The sequence below is a fragment of the Bacillota bacterium genome (assembly GCA_013178305.1).
GTDB lineage: Bacteria > Bacillota > Sulfobacillia > JABLXB01 > JABLXB01 > JABLXB01.
The window spans coordinates 165,385-177,794 of sequence record JABLXB010000005.1 but is presented as its reverse complement, the minus strand read 5'-3'; the positions used below and the strand labels follow the sequence as shown (position 1 = coordinate 177,794).

At 65.5% G+C, this 12,410-nt stretch carries 13 protein-coding genes; 2 read left to right on the top strand and 11 right to left on the bottom strand.

The genetic code is table 11. The annotated features are described in order from the left end of the window. Positions 1–20 precede the first annotated feature (20 nt). Positions 21–860 carry an HAD family phosphatase gene (locus tag HPY55_11805; GenBank protein ID NPV71309.1) on the bottom strand — a complete coding sequence of 280 codons (840 nt, stop codon included), beginning with the start codon at positions 858–860 and terminating at the stop codon, positions 21–23. A 99-nt stretch (positions 861–959) separates the two neighbouring features. Between HPY55_11805 and HPY55_11800 the strand changes: the two genes are divergently transcribed. Further along, entirely contained in the window at positions 960–1,649 is a 690-nt protein-coding gene (locus HPY55_11800; GenBank protein NPV71308.1) for a glycoside hydrolase, read from the top strand. A gap of 59 nt (positions 1,650–1,708) precedes the next feature. Here HPY55_11800 and HPY55_11795 read toward each other — a convergent pair whose 3' ends face one another. Genes HPY55_11795 through HPY55_11775 form a run of 5 tightly spaced genes read right to left on the bottom strand, consistent with a single transcriptional unit; the run spans position 1,709 to position 6,332 of the window. Beyond that, a complete protein-coding gene (locus HPY55_11795) occupies positions 1,709–2,248 on the bottom strand; it encodes a TlpA family protein disulfide reductase (protein NPV71307.1) in 540 nt (179 codons plus the stop codon). Further along, positions 2,239–2,913, bottom strand: a complete 675-nt coding sequence (locus HPY55_11790) for a cytochrome c biogenesis protein CcdA (protein ID NPV71306.1) — start codon at positions 2,911–2,913, stop codon at positions 2,239–2,241. The genes HPY55_11795 and HPY55_11790 overlap by 10 nt, the downstream gene beginning before the upstream one ends. Positions 2,914–2,950: 37 nt before the next feature. Further along, positions 2,951–3,517: a cob(I)yrinic acid a,c-diamide adenosyltransferase gene (gene cobO, locus HPY55_11785; protein NPV71305.1), complete on the bottom strand. Its 567-nt coding sequence runs from the start codon at positions 3,515–3,517 to the stop codon at positions 2,951–2,953. Positions 3,518–3,543: 26 nt separating this feature from the next. Beyond that, on the bottom strand, positions 3,544–4,716 hold the full coding sequence (locus HPY55_11780) for a M20 family metallopeptidase (protein ID NPV71304.1): 1,173 nt from the start codon (positions 4,714–4,716) through the stop codon (positions 3,544–3,546). Further along, positions 4,713–6,332 carry a PQQ-binding-like beta-propeller repeat protein gene (locus tag HPY55_11775; protein NPV71303.1) on the bottom strand — a complete coding sequence of 540 codons (1,620 nt, stop codon included), beginning with the start codon at positions 6,330–6,332 and terminating at the stop codon, positions 4,713–4,715. The genes HPY55_11780 and HPY55_11775 overlap by 4 nt, the downstream gene beginning before the upstream one ends. 36 nt (positions 6,333–6,368) lie before the next feature. Between HPY55_11775 and HPY55_11770 the strand changes: the two genes are divergently transcribed. Next, entirely contained in the window at positions 6,369–6,968 is a 600-nt protein-coding gene (locus HPY55_11770) for a L,D-transpeptidase family protein (GenBank protein ID NPV71302.1), read from the top strand. A gap of 20 nt (positions 6,969–6,988) precedes the next feature. Here HPY55_11770 and HPY55_11765 read toward each other — a convergent pair whose 3' ends face one another. The 5 genes from HPY55_11765 to HPY55_11745 all read right to left on the bottom strand — a co-directional run bounded on the left by HPY55_11765 (position 6,989) and on the right by HPY55_11745 (position 12,277). After that, positions 6,989–9,211 (bottom strand): DNA translocase FtsK, encoded by a 2,223-nt coding sequence (locus HPY55_11765; protein ID NPV71301.1) that lies wholly within the window; start codon positions 9,209–9,211, stop codon positions 6,989–6,991. 145 nt (positions 9,212–9,356) lie between these two features. Further along, a complete protein-coding gene (locus HPY55_11760; GenBank protein NPV71300.1) occupies positions 9,357–10,277 on the bottom strand; it encodes an undecaprenyl-diphosphate phosphatase in 921 nt (306 codons plus the stop codon). Positions 10,278–10,331: 54 nt separating this feature from the next. Further along, entirely contained in the window at positions 10,332–11,285 is a 954-nt protein-coding gene (locus tag HPY55_11755; protein ID NPV71299.1) for a Na/Pi cotransporter family protein, read from the bottom strand. Between the two features lie 156 nt (positions 11,286–11,441). Next, the gene (locus HPY55_11750; GenBank protein NPV71298.1) at positions 11,442–11,663 is read right to left on the bottom strand and encodes a hypothetical protein; all 222 of its coding nucleotides are present in this window, start codon (positions 11,661–11,663) and stop codon (positions 11,442–11,444) included. Further along, complete coding sequence (locus HPY55_11745) at positions 11,660–12,277, bottom strand: translocation-enhancing protein TepA (GenBank protein ID NPV71297.1); 618 nt, start codon at positions 12,275–12,277, stop codon at positions 11,660–11,662. The genes HPY55_11750 and HPY55_11745 overlap by 4 nt, the downstream gene beginning before the upstream one ends. Positions 12,278–12,410 lie beyond the last annotated feature (133 nt).

Genomic DNA, 12,410 nt, shown 5'->3' with positions numbered 1-12,410 from the left:
ACCTGCACACTCCGGCAACATCATCCAGCCCCAACGAATTCGCGTATGGCCTCCAGCACCCCGGCGGCGTAAGACTCGCGGGTGACGTGCCTCGACCGGCGCCTGACCTCCAGCGGGGCGTTGGCTACAGCAACGCCCACGCCCGCCACGGCGAGCATGTCGGTATCGGAGAGGCCGTCACCTACGGCGAGCACCCCGGATAGTGGGACCCCGAGATGGGTGCACAGGTACTCGATCGCGCGCCCTTTGGAGACCAGGGGATGGACGAATTCGACCAGGTGTGGCAAGGTCCTCATGACCCTCGCGACACCGCGCAGCTCGCCCGAGAACCGGCCCACGACGTCATCGGCTTCCGATGGGGGCAACCTGAGCACTACGTGAGTTGTCTCATCATTCACCACGGCGGTGAGGTCGCCAACTACCTGAACTGGCACACCGAGCGCCGACGAATACGTTGCCACATGGGGTCCCGGCGTGTCGGTATATATGCGGTCGTTCACAAACGCGTACCTGGCGACACCCCGGCCGGTCCGGCAAAGGATTTCCAGCGCCATTTCCCTCCCGATATTGAGGCGCCTGATCACGCCGCCTTCAGGATATCCCAGGACCGCACCGCCCCCGGCGATGATCGGCGCCCCGATCCCCGCCTCGAGCGCCACTGCTCGCGCGGAGTGAAATATCCGTCCTGTCGCGATCGTGAACACAGCGCCCCGCTCGTGGGCCGCCTTCACGGCCGCCTTCGCGGCGTCGTCCACTAAATGGCCCGGCCCAAGGAGAGTCCCGTCCACGTCTGCGACAACCACTACTATTGCCAACTCGTCCCAACCCCCGAACAGGCTTCCGCCCTGCTCCGAATGCACGCAAGCCCCACCTGGAATCATAGTCTGGAAGGATACTGCCACATCGCGTCGAACTATCGAATATGTGCTTATCCCATTCACATCAACCGGAGGTGGCGGATGAGAGCCCGAACAGCCCTGACAGTGGTGGCATTCGCCGTCATACTGCTCGCCTCCTCGCAGGTGGCTCTCGGCGCACCCGCCGCGGGAGTCATAAAGCAGGGTTCGTCCGGCCCGGCGGTTGTGACCCTGCAGCGCCTGCTCTCGGAGAAGGGATACTATTCCGGCAGGGCCGACGGCGTGTTCGGCCCCGGTACGAAGGCCTCCGTACTCGCGTTCCAGAGGGATGCGGGACTCAGGGCGGACGGAATAGCGGGACCGGCAACCCTGCAGGCGCTGCGCAAGGCGGAGCCTTCCAGGGCCGCTCGCAGCGGCGCGCCGGGCCTGGTAGAGCGTTTCGTCGAGGTGGCGAGACAGTTCCTGGGCACGCGTTACGTCTGGGGCGGGACGACGCCACGCGGATTCGACTGCTCGGGGTTCGTATACCACGTCCTGAACGCGGCGGGTATCAGGATCTCTCGCTCCATAGTGGAGCAATTCGCGACCGGGGCACCCGTCCCGCGGTCGGCGCTTCAGGCGGGCGACCTGGTGTTTTTCTCGACGTATAAGCCCGGGCCGTCACACGTGGGGATTTACCTGGGCGACGGGACGTTCATACACGCGAGTTCCGCGAGGAAGAAAGTGTCGATCACGCCCATAGACAAGCAATTCTACGTGAAAAACTGGGTGGGCGCCCGCCGCGTCACCTGACGACGCCACGGCCGCGCCCACGCTGGGTTCCGGCGTCCACGCCGCCATTCCTGGATCGTCTACTTCGCCGCCTCGTCTATCAGTTTAAGGAACGCCGCTTCCCGAATCGCCCCCTCGACCTTCCTCACGAGATTGCCCGCCCTGTCAAACACGAGCGTGGTCGGCAGCGCCCTGATCCCGTACCTGGCCGCCACCTTGCCTTCGGCATCCAGCAACACCCTGAACGAGTACCCCTTCCCCGACAGGAAGGACTCCACCGCCTTCTGCGACTCTCCGAAGTTCACCGCGAGAATAGCCACCTGACCGGCCCTCGCGCGAGCCGCCTTCTCCATGTCGGGCATCTCCTCCACGCAGTATCCGCACCGGGTCGCCCAGAAATTGACCAGCACGACCTTCCCTTGATAATCCGCCGGCCCTGTGGTCTCCCCCGACAGATCGCTGAGCCTCCACGAGTCACGCGAGTCCTGCTGGGAGGCGGGCTGCGGGGCCGCGGGCGCCGGCGCCCCGCCCGGGAGCCAGTTCAAGGCCAGCATCACACCGCCCACCACCACTACGCCGAGCGCGAGCAGTAACACGACTCTTCCTGATATCAGAACCACCCCGCAATTATTGAGATCCCGAGCAGCGCCATCACGACCCCGGCCACCTTCTGGATCACCGGGGCGCCTCCACGGATTCGGGAGACCAGCCGCACGGCGCGCTCCAGGAACAGCGAGGCCAGCAGGAACGGGAGGGCAACCCCCGCCGAGTACGCCAGGAGAAGCATTCCGCCCCTGATGACCGTCCCCTGCTGCGACGCGAGTATCAGGATGGACGCGAGGATCGGGCCGGCGCAAGGCGTCCACGCAAATCCGAACGTCGCTCCAAGAAGCGCTGGGGCGAGGGGGCCCGCGGCCCGCGCGCTCATCCGCCGCTCGCGCAGCGCGAACGGGACCTGTATCAGGCCCGACAGGTGTATCCCCATGGCGAGGACGAACACACCGGAGATGGTACGGAGGGCGGGCAAGGAACCCGCGATAAGTACCCCCACCGCCGTCGCCGACATGCCGAGGGCCACGAAAACGAGGGTGAAGCCGCACACGAACAGGAGGGTATTGAGTACGGCCGTGCGCCTCGCGCGCCCCGCAGCCTCCGTAGAGACCGCGCAGGCGGAGAGTCCGGAAATCGACGAAAGGTACGCGGGGAGAAGCGGCAGGAAACAGGGCGAAAAGAACGACGCCAGCCCCGCCCAGAACGCGAGCGCGAAGGAAACCTCCTCAGCCAGGCGCTACCCCTCCCAACTTGACGCACCGCGCCCCGGGTCAGTACTCCACGCCCTGGCGCGCGGGGACTCCCTTCCTGTAATGGTGCTTGACCTCGTTTACCTCGCTCACCAGGTCGGCCATCTCCAGTATCTCGGGCGCAGCATACCTGCCGGTGAGCACCACGTCCACGTGCGAGGGGCGGGCCTTCAACAGTTCCACCACGTCAGTGAGGGCGACGAGGCGGTAGTCGACCGCCACGTTGATCTCATCCAGTATGACCAGCCCGTACTCTCCGCCCGAGATGACCTTCCGCGCCAGGTCCAAGCCCTGCCGGGCCAACCTGACGTCCTCCTCGGCGGGATTCAGCTTGTCGACGAAGTCGTCCCTGCCGGATCGCACGATCGTCAGCATCGGCAGGTATTTCTCGGCCGCCATGTACTCACCATACACGTTGCCGGGCCCTTTCATGAACTGGAGCACGAACACCCGTGACCCGTGCCCGATCGCGCGAAGAGCGAGCCCCAGCGACGCGGTAGTCTTCCCCTTACCGTTACCCGTGTAGACCAGAACAAGCCCGCGCCTCTGCGCATCCGTGGCGCTCTTCTTCTCCTCCGGCTGCCTCATCTGTTCCCCTCCTGCCGCCTCGAAGACTACTTGCTCCTGAACTCCTGCTTTACGCTGTCCAGGAAAGATCCGTCTCCCAGAAGGTCCACGCACGTCATCGCCATCGCCTTGGCCGCGACCAGAATGGCCTTCATCGCCTCTGGCGAGGTGGCGGCCCTTGCGAATTCCTCCGTATGTTGCTGCACATTCCTGGGCGCAATCGCCACGTACGGGTGTATTGCGGGTATCTCCTGGCTGACGTTCCCCATGTCGGAGGAACCCGCTCCGTCACGGACATCCGATTCGGACAGCTCCATGCCCATCTGCCTCAAGTACTCGCTGACCCTCTTCGACATTGGGGGGTTATCCTTCCTCTCGGCGTACATCAGCCCGAGCTCGACTGACGGCGTGGCCCCGGTCATGAGGCCCGCGCCCTGGGCGCACCTGCGGACCTTCTCCACCACCTCGTTGAGCCCTTCGCGAGTCCTGGCCCTGACCAGGATCTCGGCTTCAGTATGGTCGGGCACAATGTTAGCCGCGTCACCGCCGCGCGTGATGATGCCGTGGATCTTGACGCCTTCCTTGAGGTGTTGCCTGAGCGCGTTGATCCCCGTGAAAGTGAGTATCATTGCCTCGAGCGCGTTGATCCCCTCGTGTGGCGCGCCCGCGGCGTGCGCCGCCCTGCCCTTGAACGCCAGGAACACCGAGACAGCCGCCAGCGACGGCCGGAACGCCATCGTCCTGGTGGCGGGGTGCACCATCATCGCGGCGTCGACCCCCCTGAACACGCCCTTCTCGAGCATCGTTATCTTGCCGCCGCCCGATTCCTCGGCTGGCGTCCCGATGACGACGATACTGCCTTTGAGGCCGTTTAGCGCGTCTTTAACCGCCGCGCCGGCTCCCGCGCCTGCGGCGGCTATGATGTTGTGCCCGCAAGCGTGTCCCACCTTCGGCAGCGCGTCGTATTCGCAGAGCACCGCGACGCACGGCGACCCCCGGCCGAACGAGGCCTTGAACGCCGTTTCGAGCCCGGCGACGCCCCGCTCGACTCTGAATCCCTTGCCCTCGAGGAAATCGATCAGCAACCCGGACGCCCGGCGTTCGCAGAAGGCGGTCTCGGGGTTGGCGTGAATCCTCTTCGCCAGCCCCACGAGCTCATCAGAGAACGAGTCGACGGCATCGACCGCCTGCTGCCGGAGAGCCTCCAGATTTACACTCACTGCAACCCCACCCCGGTCGACTGTACGGCCCGGTCGAGCCGCACGACGACAGCGTATTTTACGGGATCCCAGGCAACCGACCCGCCCAGCGCCTCCACAACGGCGCGGACCGGCGCCATGGCCCTTCCTCCCATAACGGTCAGCGGGGCCTCCAGCTGCAATTCCCCGCCGTTCACCGTCGCACTGCGGGATCCGGCTACCATCACGACTGACCGCTGACCGTCGTCACAGGTCACAGTGCGGGTCGTCCCGTTCCATCTTACCCTGAACCCCACGGCCTCAAACAGCGCCCGGCAAGGGAGCCGGGTCCTGCTTTCCAGGATCAACGGAGGCGAATCATCCATGGCGACCCGAACCCCGTTCAAGAATACGCTCACCGGAGAGAGAGCAAGCACCTCGCCGCCGGCGCCACCCAATACTATCGAATCATCACCCGCGCACAGTCCGGATCCGGGCCTCGCCGGGATTTCATTACGCCAGAGCGTCGCTCCCGTCAGGGCCGAGACGGCGAAGACGTCATTCGGGCCGGGGACCTCAAAGCAGGTGTTCACGTACACCCTGGACCCCGAAACGATGGGGGTCCTGACGAGCGCCTCGTACTGCTGCGCGCGCCTGCCCGCTTTCCTCGTGACGGATGGGGCCTGCCACCTCCACAGCACCGCTCCCGTGGAGAGGTCCGCGCAGTATAGCCAGCCCGTGTTCCCCGCGAACACCTTCCCGCCCGATACGGCCGGCGGGCTCCAGTAGTTGTTGTCCCCGCACAGCGGACCCCAGAGTAGCGAGCCGCCGGCGGCGTCGAGACAGTAGACGCCGCCTGTCTTGAACCCCGTGCTGGCGACGATCACCTTGCCATCGCTGAACGTCACAGTGTTGCCCAGCCAGCCGGGAATCTGCGTCCTCCACCGCAGGGCGCCGGTGTTCTCATCGATCGCGCACACCCAGCCACCCTCGGCCCTGGTGCCGAGGGTCGTGACGAACACGGCCCCTCCCCCGGCGCACGGGGCCGATGACATGAATTCACCCTGCATGGCGTATTGCCACACCGGCTGCCCGTCGGCCATGCGAATCCGCAAAACGCGCCCATCCCCGGAGGCGACCAGCGCCGAGTCACCCGAGACGGCGAGGGGCGAAGTAACCGACAATCCCGCAGGGAATCGCCACTTTTCGATGCCCGAGGAGGCATCCACACAGTAGACCGTCCCGTCCGCGGACGCGGCTACGACGAACCCGCCCTGGTATGCCGGGGCCGAGCGGAACTTGGCGCCGCTCTCAGGCTTGAACGACCATCGCTGCGCCCCGGAAGAGGCGTCAAGCGAGTACAGGGCGCCGTCGTCGCAGCCTACGAATATCGCTCCGGCGCCGGTGGCGGGAATGGAGTAGACCCCGGCAGGCAGGTTGGCGCACCATTTCCTGTACAGCGCCAGGCCGTACGCCCCTGCGGCTTCGTGGGTCCTCGCCGCGCTCCCGCCGTACTGATGCCATCCGCCCGGAGCCTCCGTGGCCGAGGCAGCCGGAGCGGTCACAGCGCAGCACAACAGGGTCAGCAGCGCGATACGTGCGGTTCTGCTGTGTCTCCCACAAGAAATCAACTCGTCTACACCCCACTCACCTCGCAACCTGCCTTCATACAATGTGGCAGAGGAGGGGTAGTAATGGCCTTCGTGCCGAGATACCTTCTGCAGTACCCTGGTCAGGCCCGAATCACCGTCAATGTCAGCGACAGGACGCTCGCACTCGACCTTAGCGGTCGCCCGTATTCGACGTATCCGTGCGCAGTCGGAAAGCCGGCCACGCCCTCCCCCATCGGGTCATGGCAGATCGCGGTGAAGACCGTGAACCCTTCGTGGGAAGTCCTGGGCACGCGCTGGATGGGTCTGAACGTCCCGTGGGGGAACTACGGCATCCACGGGACCAACGCCCCCTGGTCAATAAGCAAACAGATCTCAAACGGGTGTATAAGGATGTACAACAGCGACGTCGAGCACATATTCGAGCTCGTCCCGATCGGCACCCCCGTGGACATCGTTGGCTCTTACGGGGAATCGTCGAGCGGCCTGAGACTCGGCTCGACCGGTCCGCTCGTGTACGAGATCCAGAGCCGGCTCATCCTGCTCGGCTACCTGTTGGGCCCGGCTGATGGTGTATTCGGTCCCGCCACGGACTACGCCGTCAGGCGCTTCCAGGCCGGCGCCGGATTGGTGACCGACGGAGTTGCCGGCCCGGCCACCATGCGGGCGCTCGGAATAATTTGACTGTAAAGCACAGCCGGCTGCTACTGACCGCCACCCTGCCCGTCGCGGAAGAGCCGCTCGTACTCCTGGAAGGAGAGCAGCACGTCACGGGGTTTGGACCCCTCATAAGGCCCGACGAAACCCCGCTCCTCCATTGCGTCGATCAGGCGCGCAGCCCGCGCGTAGCCTATCGGGAGCTTCCGCTGCAGGAGGGATACGGACGCCTGGCCCGCTTCCACCACTATCCTCACTGCCTGCGGGAACAGTTCATCCGCCCCCTCCTGCCGCCTGGCGGTCTCCCCCTCCGATTCGGGAAGCGCGACCTGGAATTCGGGCCTACCCTGCTCGACCACGAACGAGACCACGCGCTCGAGTTCCTTTTCGCTGATGTATGCGCCCTGGGCGCGGACGGGCTTGGTGGCCCCGACGGGGAAGAACAGCATGTCCCCCCTGCCCACGAGTTTTTCGGCGCCCGCCGCATCCAGAATAGTCCTGGAGTCAACGGCGCTGGAGACGGTAAACGCGATCCGCGACGGTATGTTCGCCTTGATAGTCCCCGTGATGACGTCCACAGAGGGTCTCTGCGTCGCCACGACGAGGTGGATCCCCGATGCCCTCGCCATCTGCGCCAGCCTGAATATCGCGTCCTCGACGTCCACCGGCGCCACCATCATGAGGTCAGCCAGTTCGTCGATTACCACCACCACGTACGGCAGGGGCAAGAGCCCTTGCCCCGCCGCAGCCTGGTTGAACCTCAGGATGTCCCTCACGCCGGCCGACACGAACTGCTGGTACCGCCGTTCCATCTCCTTCACGACCCACCTGAGCGCGCCCGCCGCTTTCTTGGGGTCGGTGACCACAGGCGAAATCAGGTGCGGTATACCGTCGTAAACGCTCAACTCGACCATCTTTGGGTCGATGAGCAGCATCTTAACCTCGCTCGGCTTCGCCTTGTAGAGCAGGCTGGTGATTATCGAGTTTATGCAGACACTCTTGCCCGAACCGGTCGCGCCCGCGATCAGCAGGTGAAGCATCTTCTCCAGGCTCGAGACCAGGGCCTTGCCCGTTATGTCCTTGCCCAGGGCGACTGTTAGCCTGGAGGGGGCTTCCTTAAATTCCCTCGAGTCGAGGATGTCCCTGAGATGCACCAGGGACACCTCCCTGTTCGGGACCTCTATCCCGATCGCCGACTTACCGGGGATCGGCGCCTCTATCCTGACGTCCTGCGTCGCAAGGTTCAGCGCTATGTCGTTGGCCAGGCTGGTTATGCTGGCGACTTTCACCCCGAGTCCCGGCTGCAGTTCGAACCGGGTAATGGCGGGCCCACGGTTTATCTCGACCACCTTTGCCTGTACCCCGAAACTCGCCAGGGTTTCCTCCAGGATCCGCGCCTTGTCGTCGCCGTCGCGGTCGCCGCGGCCCAGCCTCGGCCTCGCATGTGGCCTTTCGAGGAGGGATAGCGGCGGAATCTCGTAAGGCTGTGACACGTCCAGCGTAAGCTGTTCCTGCGGAGGCGGAAGCGCTTCATCGCCAGCTCCGCCCCCGGCGCGCGCCGCGGCGGCCTCTTCAATACCCGCCTGGCGCTTCGCCTTCCTGAAAGGAACCACCATTCCGCGTCCCTGCTGGGAGACCGGACCTGCCGCCTGATCCACCGATTCGGGGAGTGCTTCCTCCACGGGATGTGTAGGCTCGGCCTCTGGAAGCGCCGTGGGTGGCGCTCCCCGTCGTTCGCCGGACCTTCGCGACGCACGACCGCGGGGTTCGGAGTCTTCCACGGCTGCATCGCCTTCTTCGGCATCCTCGTAAAGGAACTGCTCCGCGGAATGCTTCACCGATTCGACGCAGCGCATGACCTTCGCGATGACCCATCCCGCGATACGGCCGGGGGCCGCGTCAGCAACCAGCCCGACGCCCACAATCGCGGAAAGCGCAGCGGCCACATACAGTCCCGATTGCCCGAACCCCCTGCGCAAGAGCAGGGCCAGGAAAGCGCCTGTCACACCGCCGCCGAATCCCCTCGTGCCGTTCGCGAACTCGGTGCCGGCGGGTATACCCGCGTGCAGGATGAGCGCCGAGTCGAGGCCGAGCAGGACGACTCCGGCGATCCTGGAAGTGAACGCGGGGAGGTTTCGCCTGATCATGAAAAAAATGCCGAGAGCCGCGATGGGAGCCGGAACCGCAGGCGCAAGGTCCCCAACGAGCACCCTACACACCCTGGTCAACGCGTCGGCCACCACCCCGGTCGCCTCGCCGAGGAACGACATCACCAGCAGCGCCGCCAGGGCGAGCAATCCCAGGCCCGCGGCTTCGTATTTGAGGTCGGTATTCAACCTCTGGAGGAACCCCGACAATACAGCCACCTCTGTGCGGAGGTTCGACGGTCAGGGCCGGACTCCTGCCCTGCTGCCACTATCTGCCACCAATCAACGTCGTTAGCAGCGCAGCAGCCCCCGCCGCGAAGCAGTAGAAAGCGAACGGCCGCAGGCCGCCACGCTTGAGCGTCCCTATGAAGAACCGGAGCGCCGCAATCCCGGACACCATGGCCGACAACGCGACGATCACCAGCGACCCAGCGGACACGCCGGCGGGTAGTCCGCCGCTTGCGATGTCGCGCAGTCCGAGCAGCGTGGCCCCCGCCACCGCGGGAATGGCCAGCAGGAACGAGAACATCGCGGCGTCTTCCCTGCCGAGACCGGCGGCGACCCCCGCCGATATGGTGAACCCGGATCTCGATATGCCCGGCACAATCGCAACCGCCTGCGCGACCCCGACGAACAGCGCCCTGCCGGCGCTCATGTCGCCCGGATGCGGGTTACCCAGGCCTACCATGCGCGTACCCGACGCAAGAAGTAGTATGATTCCGGTGGCTACCAGCCCAAAACCGGCCACGATCGTGCTCTCGAAAGCCCCCTCGAACGCATCCTTCCAGAGCAGGCCGGCCGCCGCGGCCGGAACTGAGGCCAGCACTATCAGGAGAGCCAGCCTGAATTCACGCCCTCGACGCGCTGCCCCTCCCGTTATCCCTTCCAGGAAGCCCGCCGCGATCCTGACCGCGTCCCGCCCGTATACCGCCAGAATCGCGCCCAGCGTCCCGGCGTGCGCTGCAACCTCGACGGCAATGCCGGGGGGCTTGACCCCGAACAGCCCCTGCGCTATCACGAGGTGCCCCGAACTCGACACCGGTAGAAACTCAGTCAGACCTTGAATTATCCCGAGAATTAGCGCCCACGTCGCCGGCACCGGCAGGCCCCCCACCACGGTAGTCGCCGTCGCAGGAACCCACGACGGCCGCGCCTCCATTTTCGACGGGGCAAGGCGCTTGACCTTCACCCGGGGCGGCCGTCACGCGCCGGCTGCCGGCCCGCCTGACGCAGGCCACCAGCCTCACCGTACCCTCGCCTCCAGCAGGCGCGTTACCGGTCCAACGGCGGGAAGCGCGAGGGCGAGTCCAATGAGGTTAAACAGGCTGTGCGCGTTCGCAGCACGGGCCGCCGCCGTGCTCCCGGTCAGCGCTACCAGCGCCGTGAACGGGCCGAGGCAGAACAGGCACACGGCGGCCGACAGCACGTTGAACGCGAGGTGTGCCGCCGCGACCCGCCTCGCGGCAGGCCCCGACCCGCAGGCAGCCAGCACGGCTGTGGCGCAGGTCCCGATGTTGGCCCCCAGCACAAGGGGTATGGCGCCGTCGAGGCCCATGCTTCCCCTCGCGCACATCGCGACCACCAGGCCGGTCGTGAGGCCCGAGGACATGGCCACAGCCGTCGCGAGGGCGCCCACAATTACCCCCAGCACCGGGCGCCCCGCCGCCGTGGAAACCCACTCCATCACGGTCGGGGACGCGACCACGGGTGCGACGGCGTCGCTCACGACCGCCATCCCGGAAAGCACCAGCCCCACGGCAGCGAGAGACCCGCCCAGGAACCGCGCACGCCGCCGCCACCGGCGGGGGTGCCAGCGCGCGACAAACCCCAGCGCGATGCCCGCGGCAATTATTCCTGGAGAATGCCGGTGAATGTCGAACGCGACGAGGTGGGCGGTCAGCGTAGTCCCGACGTTCGCGCCTAGTACCAGGCATATGCCCGTTTCGAGGCTGATGAGGCCGGCGCCCGTCACCTGCACGACCATCGCCGTCACGGCCCCCGACGATAGCATGCACGCGGTAGCCAGCGCCCCTAGCGTTACCGCTGCGAACCGGTTATTCCCCACAATCCTCGCCGCGCGGGCGGCGCTCGTGCCCGCTACGCCCCGGAATAATGCCCCGAGCCAGCCGACCCCTGCTCTGAACAGCAGCAGCCCGGCCACAAGGCGTGCGACTACCGCCACGGGTGAGACAGGCAAGCGTACCACCACGCGACGGTGTATCGTTCACGGCACGGGCCGCCGCGCACTCAATCCTAATGCTGGAGGCCGCCGCTTATTACCGGAGCCGTTTACTCTCTGGAAAAAGCGAAAAGGCGGCGTTCTCACGCCGCCATGGCGAATGTACCGGGCAGTTCAGGAGTTGAACCCGCCCCAGAGATTGACCATGCTACCAGGCTGCAGGCTTGAATCGAGGAAATCCTGGGGGTCGGTCGATATGACGCGCACGACCCGCCCTTCTGTGGGCGACACCGGCTCGATCAGGACCGTGCGCCCGCGCACCCGTATCTCGAACGAACGCCGGCGCTCTTCCTGCTGCATGATTTCCTCAATGGGCATCACGGTATACAGTATCAATGCCGGAGTCCCGCCTCCTCACGCTGGTCCACCAGTTCCCTCATCTTCTGCACCGCGCGCGATAGCCCGCCCACTTCGTCGATGAGCCCCGCGTTCACCGCGTCCCGCCCCACGAGCACCGTCCCAATGTCGCGGGCGAGTTCCCCGGTCCTGAACATGAGCTCGCGGTACTTCTCCACGGTTATGCGCGAGTTGCCGACGACGAACTTGACCACCCTGTCCTGCATCTTGTCAAGGTACTCGTAGGTCTGCGGGACGCCTATCACGAGGCCGGTCAGCCTTATCGGGTGGATCGTCATCGTGGCCGTCTCGGCGATCAGCGAGTAATCCGTGCTGACCGCGATAGGCACGCCGATGCTGTGCCCTCCTCCCAGCACCAGTGACACAGTGGGTTTAGACAGACTCGCCAGCAGCTCCGCTATCGCCAGTCCCGCTTCGACGTCGCCTCCGACGGTGTTGAGCATCACCAGCAGGCCCTTGATATCGGGGTTCTGTTCCACCGCCACCAGCTGGGGGATGATGTGCTCGTACTTCGTCGTCTTGTTCTGCGGGGGCAGGATGATGTGACCCTCTACCTGCCCCACGATGGTGAGGCAGTGGATATCGCTCTTCATCCTGGGCACGTCGGTGACGCCCAGGTCCTGGATGTTCGCCGCGGCGTCCTCATGTTGGACGCGCTTCGGCTCGGTGTTGCCGGCGTTTTCCCGTCTCGTATCCGGAGGGAAATCCCCTCGTGTGCCAGCCAAA